The 16,564-nt window shown below is 51.2% G+C and carries 15 protein-coding genes; 13 read left to right on the top strand and 2 right to left on the bottom strand.

Features of this window, described 5'->3' with window-relative positions; translation table 11 throughout:
• Positions 1–5 precede the first annotated feature (5 nt).
• The 5 genes from ACTQ3K_RS00830 to ACTQ3K_RS00810 are packed head-to-tail and all read left to right on the top strand — an operon-like array spanning position 6 to position 5,662.
• Positions 6–1,448, top strand: a complete 1,443-nt coding sequence (locus ACTQ3K_RS00830) for an FtsW/RodA/SpoVE family cell cycle protein (protein ID WP_441564786.1) — start codon at positions 6–8, stop codon at positions 1,446–1,448.
• A complete protein-coding gene (locus ACTQ3K_RS00825; RefSeq protein ID WP_441565206.1) occupies positions 1,372–2,862 on the top strand; it encodes a peptidoglycan D,D-transpeptidase FtsI family protein in 1,491 nt (496 codons plus the stop codon). The genes ACTQ3K_RS00830 and ACTQ3K_RS00825 overlap by 77 nt, the downstream gene beginning before the upstream one ends.
• A gap of 36 nt (positions 2,863–2,898) precedes the next feature.
• A complete protein-coding gene (locus ACTQ3K_RS00820; protein ID WP_441564784.1) occupies positions 2,899–3,342 on the top strand; it encodes an NUDIX hydrolase in 444 nt (147 codons plus the stop codon).
• 39 nt (positions 3,343–3,381) lie between these two features.
• Positions 3,382–4,893, top strand: a complete 1,512-nt coding sequence (locus ACTQ3K_RS00815; RefSeq protein ID WP_441564782.1) for a carboxypeptidase M32 — start codon at positions 3,382–3,384, stop codon at positions 4,891–4,893.
• Positions 4,868–5,662 carry an MBL fold metallo-hydrolase gene (locus tag ACTQ3K_RS00810; RefSeq protein WP_441564780.1) on the top strand — a complete coding sequence of 265 codons (795 nt, stop codon included), beginning with the start codon at positions 4,868–4,870 and terminating at the stop codon, positions 5,660–5,662. The genes ACTQ3K_RS00815 and ACTQ3K_RS00810 overlap by 26 nt, the downstream gene beginning before the upstream one ends.
• Positions 5,663–5,833: 171 nt before the next feature.
• Here ACTQ3K_RS00810 and ACTQ3K_RS00805 read toward each other — a convergent pair whose 3' ends face one another.
• Entirely contained in the window at positions 5,834–7,051 is a 1,218-nt protein-coding gene (locus tag ACTQ3K_RS00805) for a ribose-phosphate pyrophosphokinase (protein WP_441564778.1), read from the bottom strand.
• 188 nt (positions 7,052–7,239) lie between these two features.
• Here ACTQ3K_RS00805 and ACTQ3K_RS00800 point away from each other — a divergent pair, with 188 nt between their 5' ends.
• The 8 genes from ACTQ3K_RS00800 to ACTQ3K_RS00765 all read left to right on the top strand — a co-directional run bounded on the left by ACTQ3K_RS00800 (position 7,240) and on the right by ACTQ3K_RS00765 (position 15,282).
• Positions 7,240–8,631: a DUF512 domain-containing protein gene (locus ACTQ3K_RS00800; RefSeq protein ID WP_441564776.1), complete on the top strand. Its 1,392-nt coding sequence runs from the start codon at positions 7,240–7,242 to the stop codon at positions 8,629–8,631.
• Positions 8,624–9,949 carry a ribosome biogenesis GTPase Der gene (gene der, locus ACTQ3K_RS00795; RefSeq protein ID WP_441564774.1) on the top strand — a complete coding sequence of 442 codons (1,326 nt, stop codon included), beginning with the start codon at positions 8,624–8,626 and terminating at the stop codon, positions 9,947–9,949. The genes ACTQ3K_RS00800 and der overlap by 8 nt, the downstream gene beginning before the upstream one ends.
• A gap of 1 nt (position 9,950) precedes the next feature.
• Entirely contained in the window at positions 9,951–10,589 is a 639-nt protein-coding gene (gene plsY / locus ACTQ3K_RS00790; RefSeq protein WP_441564772.1) for a glycerol-3-phosphate 1-O-acyltransferase PlsY, read from the top strand.
• A 13-nt stretch (positions 10,590–10,602) separates the two neighbouring features.
• Positions 10,603–11,610: an NAD(P)H-dependent glycerol-3-phosphate dehydrogenase gene (locus tag ACTQ3K_RS00785; protein ID WP_441564770.1), complete on the top strand. Its 1,008-nt coding sequence runs from the start codon at positions 10,603–10,605 to the stop codon at positions 11,608–11,610.
• 15 nt (positions 11,611–11,625) lie between these two features.
• Positions 11,626–12,828: an FprA family A-type flavoprotein gene (locus ACTQ3K_RS00780; RefSeq protein ID WP_441564768.1), complete on the top strand. Its 1,203-nt coding sequence runs from the start codon at positions 11,626–11,628 to the stop codon at positions 12,826–12,828.
• A 63-nt stretch (positions 12,829–12,891) separates the two neighbouring features.
• The gene (locus ACTQ3K_RS00775) at positions 12,892–13,545 is read left to right on the top strand and encodes an HAD family hydrolase (protein ID WP_441564766.1); all 654 of its coding nucleotides are present in this window, start codon (positions 12,892–12,894) and stop codon (positions 13,543–13,545) included.
• Positions 13,546–13,550: 5 nt separating this feature from the next.
• Positions 13,551–14,498, top strand: a complete 948-nt coding sequence (locus ACTQ3K_RS00770; RefSeq protein ID WP_441578587.1) for a TIGR01212 family radical SAM protein — start codon at positions 13,551–13,553, stop codon at positions 14,496–14,498.
• 148 nt (positions 14,499–14,646) lie between these two features.
• Positions 14,647–15,282 (top strand): lactate utilization protein, encoded by a 636-nt coding sequence (locus ACTQ3K_RS00765; protein WP_441564762.1) that lies wholly within the window; start codon positions 14,647–14,649, stop codon positions 15,280–15,282.
• A 19-nt stretch (positions 15,283–15,301) separates the two neighbouring features.
• Here ACTQ3K_RS00765 and ACTQ3K_RS00760 read toward each other — a convergent pair whose 3' ends face one another.
• Positions 15,302–16,420, bottom strand: a complete 1,119-nt coding sequence (locus ACTQ3K_RS00760) for a PTS transporter subunit EIIC (RefSeq protein ID WP_441564760.1) — start codon at positions 16,418–16,420, stop codon at positions 15,302–15,304.
• Positions 16,421–16,564 lie beyond the last annotated feature (144 nt).

Genomic DNA, 16,564 nt, shown 5'->3' with positions numbered 1-16,564 from the left:
CACACGTGACAAATCTTATTATCCAGGTGACAAAGTATATTATGCTGGTACTGATCCTTCTGTATACCTTGTCAACCTTTCATTACCTCAGAATGAAAACCCATAAAAAGCGGAACCGGGACTGCGCTCTTCAGCTGTTCTGTATGTTTATGCTGCATCTGACCGGCTATCTGGCGATCATTCTTTATACCGGAGAAACGATCATCCTGACCTTTTATCTGGCACAGGTGGTCTTCTTTATCCTGTATCTGGTCCTGTTTCGGGTCATTTATAAGAAATCCTCAAGACTGCTGGTGAACAACACCTGTATGCTCCTTGCCATCAGCTTCATCATGCTGACAAGACTGGGTGTGGAGCGGGCGGTGCGCCAGTTCATCATTACCGTCGCAGCGGCGGCTCTTGCCATGGCGGTACCGGTGGTGGTTCGGAAAATGCGCTATCTGTGGCGGTTCGGCTGGCTGTATGCGGCCATCGGAGTGGCGGCGCTGGGGGCGATCATGCTGTTCAGCCGGACGCAGTTCGGTGCAAATCTGTCCTTCAACATCGGCGGATTCTTTTCTCTCCAGCCATCGGAGTTTGTAAAGATTTCCTTTGTCTTTTTCGTGGCGTCTATGTTTCAGACCAGTATCAGTTTCAGGCGTGTGGTTGTCACAACGGCGGTGGCGGCGCTTCATGTGCTGATTTTAGTGGCCTCCAAGGATCTCGGCGCGGCATTGATCTTTTTCATTGCCTATCTTCTTATGCTGTTCGTCGCGACCCGGAGCTATCTGTACCTGTTTGGAGGTCTGGCGGCCGGAAGCGCTGCTTCGGTGCTGGCCTATAAGGTCTTTTCTCATGTGCGGACCCGTGTACAGGTATGGCGTGATCCCTGGGCGGATCCCACCGGAGACGGCTGGCAGATCCTCCAGTCCTTATTTGCCATCGGAAGCGGCGGCTGGCTTGGAAGCGGTCTGTATCAGGGTATGCCCGACACGATTCCTGTTGTGCGGTCGGATTTTATCTTTTCTGCCATCTCGGAGGAAATGGGCGGTGTCTTTGCCATTGCACTGATCCTGATCTGTTTAAGCTGTCTTCTTCAGTTTTTATGGATTTCCACCTGGATGGACGGCATGTTTTACAAGATTATTGCATTCGGGCTTGCCGCCGTATACGGTGCCCAGGTGTTTTTAAATATCGGAGGAGTGATCAAGTTTATTCCTTCGACCGGAATTACGCTTCCCTTTGTAAGCTACGGAGGAAGCTCGATTTTAAGTACCTTTATCATGTTTGGAATCATACAGGGACTCTACATCTTAAAACAGGACGAGGTGGATCGCATTGAACAGGAAAGAAAACTGGAGCGGCGCAGACGAGAAGTATACAAAAAAAGATATGGAGCAGGTCCGGCAGGCGCTGGAAACCCAGGAACGGGAAGAAAAAGAAATCCGGAAGGTCGAAAAACGTACTAAAAAGGTAAACCGGGAAATCCGGATCGCCAGTGTATGCTTTACGCTGATGTTTCTGGCGGTGATCGGGTATTTTTCGTATTTCATGATCGTGAAAAGCGGCAGTACCGTCAACAGCGCGTATAATGCAAGACTGGACACCTTTTCGGAAAAAGTAGTCCGCGGGGAAATTCGGGGAAGCGGCGGGGAAGTCCTTGCCCGGACGACGGAGGATTCTGAGGGAAACGAGATTCGGGAATATCCGTATGCCAATCTGTTTGCTCATATTGTGGGATATTCCGATGCAGGACAGACCGGCCTGGAGGCGTCGGCCAGCCAGTACCTTCTGACGACCCATTTAAATCTGATGGACCAGGTAAGCAACGAGACCCAGGATATCAAAAATCCGGCAGACAATGTGGTAACAACGCTGGATCCGTATCTCCAGCAGCTTGCTTATGATGCGCTGGGAGAATACAACGGTGCCTGTGTGATTCTGGAGCCGGGGACCGGAAAGATCCTCGCCATGGTCTCCAAGCCCGACTATGATCCCAACACCGTTGCGGAAAACTGGGCGGCGCTGACCTCCGAGGAAAACACCGATGCCAATCTGTTAAACCGGGCAACTCAGGGCCTTTATCCGCCGGGATCAACGTTTAAGCTTCTGACAGCGCTGGATTATATCCGGGAGAATCCCGCAACCTGGCAGGATTACCGATATGAATGTACCGGTTCCATGACATATGGTGACGCAGTTATGAACTGCTTTGACGGTCATGTACACGGAATGCTGGATCTGCGCCTTTCTCTGGCGAACTCCTGTAATACCTCCTTTGCAACCATCGGGGAACAGATCAATCCGGACAGTCTGCACAGCCTCTGTGAAAGCTTTCTGTTCAACAAAGGACTTCCGCTTCAGGATAATTTAGGATATAAGCAAAGCTCCTTTGTCCTGGATGGAAATTCCGGCCTTGCAGAGCGGGTACAGACAGCCATCGGGCAGGGAAAAACTATGATTTCGCCGATTCACAATGCCCTGATCGCGGCAACCATTGCCAACGGCGGAACCATGATGTCGCCTTATGCCATCGACCGGGTAGAAAGCCCGGACGGAAAGATTGTAAGACAGTTTACGCCGACAGCAGCCGGAAAACTTATGTCTGCGGAGGAAGCGGAAACTCTGACCAACTTTATGGTGGCGGTTGTCAATGAGGGAACCAGTCCGTCTCTTCAGTCCGATTCCTATCAGGTGGCCGGAAAGACCGGATCGGCAGAGTTTAATTCAAATAAGGAAGACAGCCATGCATGGTTTATCGGATTTGCCCCGGCAGAGAATCCGGAGATCGTTGTAAGCATTGTGTATGAAAACGGTGGCATTGGCGGTTCGGTGGCGACGAAAGGTGCAAAAAAGATTTTTGAGGGCTATTTTAATCGTTAGAGCGCACAGCAGAAGGACAGACCGGGAGGAATGGGAATGATTGAGGCAGTGAGCTGCGGAGGCGTGGTGATCTTCCGGGGGAAGATACTGGTTTTGTATAAAAATTATAAAAACAAGTATGAAGGCTGGGTCCTTCCGAAGGGCACCGTAGAGGCGGGAGAGTCTTACGAGGAGACGGCGCTTCGGGAGGTGCGGGAGGAAACCGGCGTTCAGGCCTCCATTGCCCGGTATGTGGGAAAGAGTCAGTATTCCTTTCATATTCCCCAGGATACCGTGGAAAAGGATGTCCACTGGTATCTTATGGCGGCGGACAGCTATTACAGCAAGCCTCAGCGGGAGGAATATTTTCTTGATTCTGGGTATTATAAGTATTACGAAGTGTATCATCTCCTGAAGTTCCAGAACGAAAGGCAGATCCTGGAGCAGGCCTATCAGGAATACCAGGAGTTAAAAAAACAGGGGCTCTGGCCGCTTCACTAGACTCTGGTCACCGACAGAGATTCCGCAGGAGGCAGACAAATGGAAAAAGGATTACAGAAGGAATATGAGGCATTTCTGGAGGAATGGAATGCACTCCAGACCACCCTTGTCTTATTTGACTGGGACAACGAAACAGCTGCGCCGGAAAACGGGGCAGTACGGACCGCTGCCGTGGTAGGACGGATTTCGGCCTCCTATCAGACGCTTTTAACCTCGGAAAAAACCGGGGCGCTTCTGGAAAAAGCAAAGCAGAGCAAGGGACTTTCGGATACCGAAACGAGGATTTTTCGTATCATTGAAAAGGAACGGAAGCGGCTGGCGGCAATCCCGGAGGACGAGTACCGGAAGTTTTCCGAGCTGCTCTCCGTATCCACCGGAAAATGGACACAGGCAAAAAAGAAGAATGATTTTTCCGTATTTGCCCCCGTTTTAACCGAAATCCTGGAGACAAAAAAGAAATTTGCCGCCCTCCAGGCAGAGCCGGGTCAGAGTCCTTATGATGCACTGCTGGTTCAGTTTGAGGAGGACTTCCCGACCAGAAAGCTGGACCGCTTTTTCGAAGCCTTAAAGCTGTCGATGATTCCGCTGGTAAAGAAGATCCGCGAAACCGGTATCCAGCCGCCCTATGACTTTTTATTCCGCTCCTATGAGATCGAGAAGCAGCGGCAGTTCAACCGGTATCTGGCAGCTTACCTGGGCTTTGATTTCAGCCGTGGCGTCCTTGCCGAGAGTGAACATCCCTTCACGACCAGTCTCCATAAGGACGATGTGCGGATCACGACCCATTATTATGAGAACAATCTGGAAAGTGCCATCTTCTCCACTATTCATGAAACCGGACATGCACTGTTTGAATTCGGAAACGGTGACGAGGTGACGCAGACTCCTGCGGCAGGCGGAACCTGCGGGGTTCATGAATCCCAGTCCCGGTTATACGAAAACATGCTGGGACGGAGCGAAGCGTTCTGGACTCCGCTGTATGAAAAATTAACGGAACTGTTTCCGGAGCAGCTTTCCGGCATTCCTCTTCCGGCCTTTATCTGTGCCATTAACCGTTCCGTTCCAGGTCCTGTCCGGACAGAGGCTGATGAATTAACCTATTGTCTTCATATCGTGATCCGGTACGAGCTGGAAAAGGAGCTGTTTGACGGAAGTCTGGACGTATATGAGCTGGAAACCGCCTGGGCTGATAAGTATGAGCAGTATCTCGGAATCCGTCCGAAGACAGCCGCGGAGGGCGTTTTACAGGATATTCACTGGGCCATGGGCGAGTTTGGATATTTTCCGTCCTATGCCCTCGGAAATGCCATGGCAGCGCAGCTTTATCATAAGATGAATACAGAGTTCGATATTGAAAAAACACTTCGGGACGGAAAGCCCGGCATGATCGCGTCCTGGCTGAGAGAACGGATCCACAAATACGGGGCATCCCGCTCGATGGAAGAGCTGTTAAAAGAGATTACAGGAGAACCCTTAAACCCGGTGTACTATACGGATTATCTGAAACGAAAATACGGAGGCCTTTATGAAGATTACGTACATTCATCATAGCTCCTTTGCTGTGGAGCTTCCTCATGCAGTATTTCTTTTTGATTATTTTAAAGGAACGATCCCGGATTTTCCAAAAGAAAAGCCGCTCTATGTATTTGCCAGCCATAAGCACCAGGATCACTTTGATCTAAAGATTTTCTCGCTGGCAGAGAAGTATCCGAGGATTCATTATATCCTTTCCCGGGATATTCATCTGAGCCCGGCCTATCTGGAGCGCCACGGAATTCCGAAGGAGCGCCTGTCTCTGGTGACTTTTATCGGAAAAGAGCAGACCAGAAAGTTTCGAAATGCGGAGCCGGTTTCGCCGGACGAAGCGGATCAGAAACCGCTGGTGCAGATTGAATCGGAATCACCGGTTTTAACCGTTGAGACGCTGACCTCCACCGATGCGGGTGTGGCGTTTCTGGTGACCTGTGAGGGTGTCCGCCTGTATCATGCCGGGGATCTGAACTGGTGGACCTGGATCGGAGAAATGAGCGAAGAGTATGAGGATATGAAAAACCGGTTTTTCAGGGAGATGGAGAAGCTTCGTGGGCGGATCTTTGACGTGGCCTTTGTGCCGCTGGATCCCAGACAGGAGGAGCGGTATTACTGGGGCTTTGATGCTTTTATGCGGACGGTCGATGTAAAAGCCGTATTTCCCATGCACTTCTGGGGAGATCCTTCGGTGATCGACAAGCTTCTGGCCGATCCGCTCTCCGAGCCGTACCGTGACCGGATACAGAGGGTCGGAAGAGAGGGAGAGGAATTTCTGTTTGCCGACAAATAAACGGTTATGCAGCGGACATGCACGGGCCAGGCTGGTTAAAATCCGATAAAATTTTGATTGATAAGAGATAACGTTTGTATTAACTTAAAATCTGCCGGAAATCACAGAATCGTGGTTCCGGCAGATTTATCAGTTACAGGTTTTAAGTGGATCATATGCAATCCGGCAATGTTACAGATTCAACTCCAGCTGCCTGAACTGCTCGCTTCTTGCTGCGTTGTAGCGGGAGATCAGCTTCTGGATCTTTGCAGAAGGATCAATGATGTTGTTGATGGACTGATCGTGGTTGATGGTATTGATGATGGCGGCCGTGAACTTGGTCATGTCTGCCTCAATGTACCAGGGCTTTGTTTTCAACTCATCGGGACGGTAGTTCAGGTTTGTGGTCACTACATAGTCGAAGTAGCCCTTCTGGTGGAATTCATCGAATTTCTCAAAGCCATCGGTAAAGAGTCCGAAGGTACAGCAGATAATGACCTTATCGGCATGACGGTCCTTTAATTCTCTGGCGGTATCCAGCATACTTTCGCCGGAGGAAATCATATCGTCCACGATGATGATCGTTTTTCCGGTCACATCATCCCCCAGAAATTCATGAGCCACAATGGGATTTCTTCCGTTGATTACTCTGGTATAGTCACGGCGTTTGTAGAACATACCCATGTTAACATTCAGGTTGTTGGCAAAGTATACAGCACGGCCCATGGCGCCCTCATCAGGGCTGATGACCATCAGATGATCCTTGTCGATCTGGATATCGTTATCACGCTCGAATACTGCCTTTACAAACTGGTAGGTGGGCATGAAGTTATCAAAACCATGAAGCGGGATCGCGTTCTGCACACGGGGATCGTGGGCATCAAAGGTAATGATATTTTCCACTCCCATGTTCGAAAGCTCCTCCAGTGCATAAGCAGAATCCAGAGATTCCCGCTTGGTACGCTTGTGCTGGCGGCTTTCATAAAGGAACGGCATGATCACATTGACACGGTGGGCATTGGCGATGGTCGCGCCGATGATGCGCTTCAGATCCTGATAATGGTCATCGGGCGACATATGATTCTGATGACCGCACACCGTATAGGTTAAGCTGTAATTGACCACGTCCACCATGATAAAGAGGTCGGTTCCGCGGACAGATTCATGAACCACGCCTTTTCCCTCTCCGGTTCCGAACCGGGGGCAGGATGCTGACAGCAGATAGGATTCGCAGTCGTAACCGCGGTACTCTAGGCTTGCCTGACGACGGAGCAGCTCTTCCGTATCATTTTTCCGGAAGGTAACGATGTGCCTGTCCACTTCCTCCGCAAAGGAACGGCAGCTCTCCAGCGCACAGAGCTTTAACGGCGCTACGGGAATTGTATTTTTAAAGGTAAAATCGTTGGACATTACGAGCCTCCAGTTGAAAATTTTTTCGGACAGGGTCTGAAACGGACGCAGATCACCTGCACACATTACCATTATTTATAACATTTTCAGACGGTTTGCGCAAGTATAAAAACACACACAAGCTTTACAAAAAAAGCAAATATTGGTATGATAGGAACGATGTAACGAAGTATAAGCGGAGAAATTTTATGAAAAAAACAGGACATGTCATTACCTGTGTTCCGGAGGGCTCCCTGGCTGAGGAGCTGGAGCTTATCCCCGGAGATACGCTTCTGGAGATCAACGGTCACAGGCTGGAGGATATTTTTGATTATCAGTATTATATGGAAGATACCTATGTGGAGCTGCTTGTCCGGAAGGAAGACGGGGAGGAGTGGCTTCTGGAGGTGGACAAGGATGAGGACGAGGATCTCGGCGTGACCTTTGAAAACGGGCTCATGGATGAGTATCGGTCCTGCCGGAATAAATGTATGTTCTGTTTCATTGATCAGATGCCGCCCGGAATGCGGGAAACGCTGTACTTTAAGGATGATGACAGCCGCCTGTCGTTTCTGCAGGGCAATTATATCACGTTGACGAATATGAGCGAGCGGGATATTGACCGGATCATCGCCTATCACCTGGCCCCCATCAATATTTCTGTTCATACCATGAATCCGGAGCTCCGCTGTAAAATGCTCCATAACCGGTTTGCCGGTGATGCGTTGAAAAAGCTGTTCCGCCTCCGCGATGCCGGTGTTGAGATGAATGGCCAGATCGTGTTATGCCGCGGGATCAACGACCGGGAGGAGCTGGAGTATACCATCAGGGAGCTGGAGCAGTTTCTGCCTTATATGCAGAGCGTTTCGGTGGTGCCTGTGGGACTCACGAAATTCCGGGACGGCCTGTATCCCCTGAAGCCGCTGACAAAGGAAGACATGGAGGATACCATTGACCGGATCGAGCGCTGGCAGCGCCATTTTTATGAGACCTTCGGAACCCACTTTATCCATGCCAGTGACGAATTTTATCTCATGACCGGGCGGGAACTTCCGGAAGAAGCACGTTATGACGGATATCTCCAGCTGGAAAACGGCGTTGGCATGATGCGGCTTCTGGAGCTGGAGGTGCAGGAAGCACTTTCAGACAGAACGATGCTCCGTTCATGGGCGGAAAACGAAAAAAACCGGATCGTTTCCATTGCCACCGGAAAGCTGGCAGCGCCCGTTATCAAAGCGCTGGCTTCTCAGGTTATGAAGGCCTGTCCGGGGCTTACGGTGCAGGTGTTTCCCATTGAAAACCAGTATTTCGGACCTCTGATCACCGTATCGGGACTGATCACCGGAACGGATCTGATCCATGCTCTGTCCGGAAAAGAGCTGGGAGAAGCCCTGCTTCTTCCGGAAAATATGCTAAGAAGCGGTGAGACCGTATTCCTGGATGATATAACCCTGGAGGAGGTACAGGCTGCTTTACAGACCAAAATCTATATGGTAACATCAAGCGGACAGGCGTTCGTGTCTGCGCTCATGGGCATGGACAGCCCCGATGTGGCAGAACGCTTCCGCCCTTATGAAATAAAGGAGAATCTTAATGAGTAAACCGATCGTGGCCATTGTGGGCCGCCCCAACGTAGGAAAATCAACGTTATTTAATGTACTGGCGGGAGACCGGATCTCCATTGTCAAGGACACCCCCGGTGTCACCAGAGACCGGATCTATGCAGACTGTACCTGGCTGGATAAAAAATTCACCCTGATCGATACCGGAGGAATCGAACCGGACGCAAAGGATATTATTCTTTCCCAGATGCGGGAGCAGGCAGAAATTGCGATCCAGACTGCCGATGTGATCATTTTCATCACCGATGTCCGCCAGGGACTGGTGGATTCCGATTCCAAGGTGGCAGATATGCTCCGACGCTCCGGAAAGCCGGTGATCTTAACTGTTAACAAGGTGGACAGCTTCGCCAAATATATGCCGGATGTCTATGAATTTTATAATCTCGGAATCGGTGATCCCGTTCCTGTTTCTGCGGCCTCCAGACTGGGGATCGGCGATCTTTTGGATGAGGTGGTCAAGCATTTCCCCGAAGGAAGCGGAGAGGACGAGGAGGATGACCGTCCCCGGATCGCCATTGTCGGAAAACCCAATGTCGGAAAATCGTCCATCATCAACCGGCTTCTCGGCGAGAACCGCGTCATTGTTTCCAACATTGCCGGAACGACAAGAGATGCGATTGATACAACCATAAAACGAAACGGCAGAGAATACGTGTTTATCGATACCGCAGGGCTGCGCCGGAAAAACAAGATCAAGGAGGAGCTGGAGCGGTTCAGCATTATCCGTACGGTCACCGCCGTGGAGCGTGCCGATGTGGTGGTTCTTGTCATCGACGCTACCGAGGGAGTGACCGAGCAGGATGCCAAGATCGCCGGAATCGCCCATGAGCGGGGCAAGGGCATCATCATCGCGGTCAACAAGTGGGATGCCATTGAGAAGAATACCAATACGGTCAACAAGTTTTCTTCCAAGATCCGCGAGATCCTGTCGTTCATGCCTTATGCCGATATTCTTTATATCTCTGCCCTTTCGGGACAGCGGCTTCCGAAGCTCTTCGACCACATCGATGCGGTCATCGAGAATCAGAACATGCGGATTGCCACCGGCGTGCTCAACGAGATCCTGATGGAAGCAGTTGCCATGCAGCAGCCGCCGTCGGATAAAGGACACCGGTTAAAGATCTTTTACATGACCCAGGTGGCCGTAAAGCCGCCGACCTTCGTGCTGTTTGTCAATGACAAGGAGCTGATGCACTTTTCCTACACCAGATATCTGGAAAATAAGATCCGCGAAGCGTTCGGCTTCAAGGGAACTTCCTTAAAGTTCATTACACGGGAGAGAAAGGATAAAGAATAATATGGAACGTTTGATTTGTCTGGCAGCCGGCTATGTGTTCGGCCTGTTCCAGACCGGTTATCTTTACGGAAAGATCGTACACAAGGATATCCGCCAGTACGGGAGCGGAAATTCCGGAACCACCAATGCCCTTCGGGTGCTTGGAAAGAAAGCAGGAGTCATCGTGTTTATCGGCGATTTTCTGAAGGCCATTATCCTCTGCCTGCTGATCAAGGGTATTTACGGACACCGAAATCCGGATATGGCTCCTCTTTTGATGTTATATGGAGGCTTTGGTGTGGTCCTTGGTCACAACTTTCCCTTTTATCTGAAGTTTAAAGGCGGAAAGGGTATTGCAGCCACCTCCGGCGTGATCATCACCATGGACTGGCGGATCACCCTGGTCTGCCTGGCGGCCTTTATTATCAGTGTGGGCTTAACCAGGATCGTGTCCATCGGATCGCTTTTAGTTGTTACGATCTTTCTTGGTATGTGGATCGGACTGGGAGCTGCCGGACTGCTGCCTCTTCACGGGGCATTCCTGACGGAATCCTATTTTGTCGTGATCGCCTTCGCGGCGCTGGCATACTGGCGCCACCGGGCCAATATCAGGCGGCTGTTAAACGGAACAGAGAACAAGTTCGGATCAAAGAAATCATAAAAGAGGAGACAGCATGACAAAGGTAACAGTGATCGGAGCGGGCACCTGGGGCATGGCGCTGGCGCTCCTGTTGGATAAAAAGGGGCAGCAGGTAACGGTCTGGTCGGCGCTTTCGGAGGACCGGAAGGCACTGCAGGAAACCAGGCTTCATAAAAATCTTCCCGGCATCATAATTCCGGATTCCATTGAAATCACCGGAGATCTGGATTGTATCCGCGGTGCGGAGCTCGTTGTTCTGGCAGTTCCGTCGGTCTACACAAGAGAGACCGCCCGGAAGATGAAGCCCTATGTGGCAGAAAATCAGATCATCGTTAACGTGGCAAAGGGCATTGAGGAAAGCACCTTAATGACCCTGAGCGAGCAGATCGAGGAGGAAATCCCCCAGGCAGATGTGGCTGTTCTTTCCGGACCCAGCCATGCGGAGGAGGTAAGCCGCGGACTTCCGACAACCTGTGTGGCCGGTGCCAGAACACAGAAGACCGCAGAGTTTATCCAGACCGTGTTCATGTGCCCGGTATTCCGTGTCTATACCAGCCCGGATATCATGGGGATCGAGCTGGGCGGCTCCTTAAAGAATGTCATTGCCCTCGCGGCCGGTGTGGCAGACGGCCTCGGTTACGGCGACAATACCAAGGCAGCGCTGATTACCAGAGGCATGGCAGAGATGACAAGACTGGCATTAAAAATGGGGGCCCACATGGAAACCATGTATGGCCTGAGCGGTGTGGGGGATCTCATTGTAACCTGTGCCAGCATGCACAGCCGGAACCGCCGCGCCGGAATCCTCATGGGACAGGGCAAGACCATGGAAGAGGCTATGCGGGAGGTCAACATGGTTGTAGAGGGCGTTTACAGTGCCAAGGCTGCCGCAAAGCTTGCCGATAAATATGAAGTATCCATGCCAATCACAAAAGAAATCAATAAGATTCTATTTGAACAGAAGAAGGCATCGGACGCAGTTGCCGATCTGATGCTTAGGGATAAGGGAATCGAACATCCCAGTATTCCATGGAAAAACTGACAGGAGGAGACAATCATGTATAACGTAAAAGCTATCACGGAAGATCTTTACTGGGTCGGCGGAAGTGACCGCCGGCTGGCGCTGTTTGAGAATGTGTATCCGATTCCCCGCGGCGTTTCCTTTAATGCCTATGTCCTTATGGATGAAAAGACAGTGCTTCTCGATACGGTAGACGCATCCATCAGCGGACTGTTTTTCGAGAATCTGGAGCATGTCCTGGGCGGACGTCCTCTGGATTACCTGGTAATCAACCATATGGAACCGGATCACTGCGCATCGATTGGTGATGTGGTGCTCCGCTATCCCGATGTGAAGCTGATATGCAATGCCAAGACTGTTACCATGTTAAAGCAGTTCTTCACCTTTGACGTGGATTCCAGAACTGTTCTGGTGAAGGAAATGGATACCCTGAACACCGGAAACCATACGCTTGTCTTTGTTATGGCGCCCATGGTGCACTGGCCGGAGGCCATGGTAACCTTCGACACCACCGATGGAACGCTGTTCTCTGCGGATGCCTTCGGAACCTTCGGTGCACTGAACGGAAATCTCTATGCCGATGAAGTGAATTTCGAGGCGGAATGGCTCCCCGATGCCAGACGGTACTTAACCAACATCGTTGGCAAATACGGTCCTCAGGTACAGGCTGTGTTAAAGAAGGCTGCCGGACTGGATATTAAGAGGATCTGTCCGCTCCACGGTCCCGTATGGAGAGAAAATCTGGGCTGGTTTATCGGAAAATATGACACCTGGAGCAAGTATGAGCCGGAAGAGCAGGCCGTTCTGATCGCCTATGGAACCATCTACGGCAATACCCAGAATGCGGCAGAGGTTCTGGCCGGAAAGCTGGCGGATCTCGGTGTGAAAAATATTGCCATGTACGATGTGTCCGTGACCGATCCTTCCTATGTTCTGGCGGAAGCCTTCCGCTGCAGTCATCTGGTGTTTGCGGCTTCGACCTACAATGGCGGTGTATTTACTCCCATGGAGACCCTGCTTTCTGAGCTGAAGGCTCATAATCTTCAGAACCGTACTGTTGCGGTCATCGAAAACGGTACCTGGGCAGCTACAGCCGGCAAGCAGATGAGGGAGGTCTTTGCTTCCATGAAGAATATGACCATTCTGGAAGAGGGACTGACGGTGAAATCCTCCCTGAAGGAAACCCAGCTTGTACAGGTGGAGTCACTGGCAAAGGCCATCAAAGCATCTATGGATTAACATCAAAGACCCTTCCGTCTCATTGGAATCTCAGGCGGGAGGGTCTTTTTGAGGAGTAAGAGTATGATCGATTTTCTATTATTTGACCTGGATGGAACACTGACAAATCCAAAGGAGGGAATTACCCGCTGCGTCCGTTACGGCATGGAGGCACTCGGTTATCCAGCTCCTCCGCTGGATGAGCTGACGCCGTTTATCGGGCCGCCGCTCCTTGATATGTATATGGAAACCTGCGGCTTTACAAAGGAGCAGGGGCTGTTAGCCGTCGCCAAATACCGGGAGCGGTTCGGAACCGTCGGCATGTTTGAAAATGAGGTTTATGAAGGAATCCCCGAGCTGTTAACGGAATTAAAAGCTGCCGGAAAGCATCTCGGCGTTGCCACCTCAAAGCCCAGTGTTTTCGCCGTTCCAATCCTGGAGCATTTTCACCTGGATGGCTATTTTGAACGCATCATCGGAAGTGAACTGGACGGAACCCGTGTGAAAAAGGGCGAGGTCATCACAGAAGCGCTCCGGCAGTTTGGAGAAGAAGAGACAAACGGCAGGGTTATCATGGTGGGAGACCGGAAGCATGATATTTCAGGCGCAAAGGAAAATCATATTCCGTCTATCGGTGTCTGCTACGGCTTTGGCGGAAGAGAAGAACTGAAAGAGGCCGGCGCCGATAATATCGCAGAAACCGTGGAAGAATTAAAAACGCTTCTGCTGTCATTATGAGTACGATGTGCAGGCTTTGGGACGATAAGCCATATCATTCCCTGGACTGGGAGGTTCAGCGGACATTTGGAAAAAAATTATACCGGCTTTCGGTGGATGGCGGAATGAACTGTCCCAACCGTGACGGAACCGTGGGAACCGGCGGCTGCATGTTCTGCAGTGCAGGAGGTTCCGGAGATTTTGCCGAGGACCGGAGATTTTCCGTTTCCGAACAGCTGTCTCTCGCAAAGAACCGGATCAGCCGGAAGCTTCCCAAAACAAAGCCCTACGGATTCATCGCCTATTTTCAGGCGTTTACGAACACCTATGCGCCGGTGGAATATCTGGAGAAGATCTTTACCGAAGCCATAGATACAGACGGGATCGAGGCACTTTCCATTGCAACCCGTCCGGACTGTCTGCCGCCGGAGGTTCTGGAACTGTTAGAACGGCTTAATCAGAAAAAGCCGGTCTGGATCGAGCTTGGCTTACAGACCGCTGACGACCGGACCGCCGATTTTTTCGGCCGCGGCTATCATACTTCCTGCTTTACGGAAGCGCGGGCCGCGCTGAGGCATCGGAACATCCCGGTCATTGCCCATGTGATCCTGGGCCTTCCCGGTGAAGGACAGGAAGAGGTGTTAAACACGATCCGTTACCTGAATGAGCAGAAAATCGACGGGGTCAAGCTCCAGCTTCTCCATATTTTAAAAGGAACCCGCCTGGCGAAGCTATACGAGGCGGACGGTGTCCACGCTCTGACCTTCCCGGAATATGAGGATCTTTTGTTTTCCGCGCTGGCGGCTCTCCGTCCGGAGACAGTCGTCCACCGGATCACCGGCGACGGACCAAAGCGGCTTCTGATCGCACCGTTATGGAGCACCGATAAAAAGAGGGTGTTAAATACTCTGCTGCATGATATGAAAGAGCAGGGCATTTATCAGGGGCAGTGGTTTCTGTCGGGGAAAGGTTAGTCCTTTTATATAAAATCCTATGGAACCTACAGATCCGGTCTGTTATAATAAGTAACAAACATTCCATTTTATCGGATTTTTGAAATAAGTACGATCGGAGGTTTATCTGGCATAGAATGGATTCAGCCAGGAAAAGGGAGGAAGGATTATGACGACAAGAGAACAATTTGCAGAGAAACGAGGAGAATCCGTAAAGAAAGCCCTGGAAGCCAGGGGATTTGAGGCATATTACTGTGCCACAGGAGCGGAGGCGAAGGAGCTGGCATTAAGTCTCATTGAAGAGGGAAGCTCAGTGTCCTGGGGCGGTTCTGTGACCATCCGGGAAATTGGTCTGACCGAGGCGGTCAATAACGGAAACTACCGTGCCATCGACCGGGACAAGGCGGCCTGTCCGGAAGAAAAAGATAAGCTTCATCATGAAGGGCTTCTGGCTGATTATTATCTTACCAGCACCAACGGCATCAGCGAGGACGGAGAGCTGATCAATGTGGACGGAACGGGGAACCGGGTAGCCGCCATGGTATTCGGCCCGAAGCATGTGATCGTTGTCGCCGGGATCAATAAGATTTCCAGGACAGCAGAGGATGCGCTTACCCGCGTAAGAACGGTCGCTGCCCCGTTAAATCATTTCCGTGTTCCCGGAAAAACACCTTGTACGGAAACCGGCGTGTGCGCCGACTGCAAGTCCCCCGCCTGCATCTGCAATCAGATCCTGATCACCAGAAACTGCCGTCCCGCGGGCCGGGTAAAGGTTATTTTAGTGGGGGAGGAGCTGGGCTTCTGATCCGGGGAATGATTAAGAGTTAAGCGTCTGCTTCTTTTTTTGCATCCGGTTCTTCACATTTTCCGCCGAAGAGGAGGGTAAGAACAAAGGCACTCGCCAGGGCGATGGCACCGGCGATCAGTGCCTTTACCAGATTTCCAGGCTCGCCGGAGAACATCAGGCAGGAGGGAATGGCCGGAAACGCATAGATGTAGGCGTGGATCGTGACAATGCCCTGGAACAGTCCGGCGATGGCACAGGCAAGCATGGTCGTGATCAGTGGCCGTTTATATTTTAAGGCTACACCGAAAATGGACGGTTCGGAAACGCCGGTCAGCAGGATTGTGATTCCGCAGCTCAGCGCTGTTTTCTTCGCGGAAGCAGATCTCGTTTTCAGGAACACGGCAAAATCGGTTCCGGCCATGGCCAGTGATAAGATAAAAAACCCGACCAGAATTCCGTTATCCACACCGACAGCGCCTAGCTGGCTGATGCAGGTCGCAATAAAGACCCAGTGGGTTCCGGTAATGACCTGAAGCGGTGTGGTTGCTGCAAAAACAGCCCATGCGGCAGCAGGTGCATGAATCTGAAGCCAGTCGATGATACCGACCAGAAGATTTCCGATCAGAGTTCCGAGCGGTCCGATTGCAAGAAATCCGACCAGGGAGGAAATCAGAAGGATTACCAGCGGCGCCAGAACATCATCTACCGCTTTCGGAAGAAGCTTATGTACTCCCTTTTCAATCCAGATCATGGCGGCAACCAGAAGGATCACAGGGATCGTACTGTATGCGTAGGTTGCTTTTACAAACGGCAGACCGGCGAAGGTCAGCTTTTCCGCAGAAGAAGCCAGCTCCACATAAGTCGGACTCAGCATGGCACCGACGGCTGACATGGCGATCACCGGATTCACATGAAACTGAACGGCAGATGTATAGGCAAGGATCATTGGGAGAAAATAAAGAGGCGCGTCACCAATGAGGGAAAGTACCTGCTCGGTTGTGGTGCCTTCGGCCAGAAGACCGGTCATGGTAAGGATCAATACGATCAGCTTTACCAGCCCCCCGGCGATCAGAACCGGAATGATCGGCCCCATGCAGCCGGTGACATGATCGATCAGACGGGAAAACAGACCTGGTTTTTTTGTTGTTTCATTCATGAATCGTACCCCCTGGAATTAAAGTCAAAACAAAGAATGTGGGTTGGCACATCACCGGAAGATACCGGCAGCAGACAATCTGTTTCGGCTGCCCGGATATCATCACAAAAAGTATAGCATGACTGTTTCCGGTTTTCAAGATTG

This window comes from Candidatus Paralachnospira sp. LCP21S3_A2, assembly GCF_052118925.1.
Lineage (GTDB): Bacteria > Bacillota > Clostridia > Lachnospirales > Lachnospiraceae > Lientehia.
Note: the sequence above shows the minus strand (reverse complement) of the source record. Positions and strands in the feature narration are given on the sequence as shown.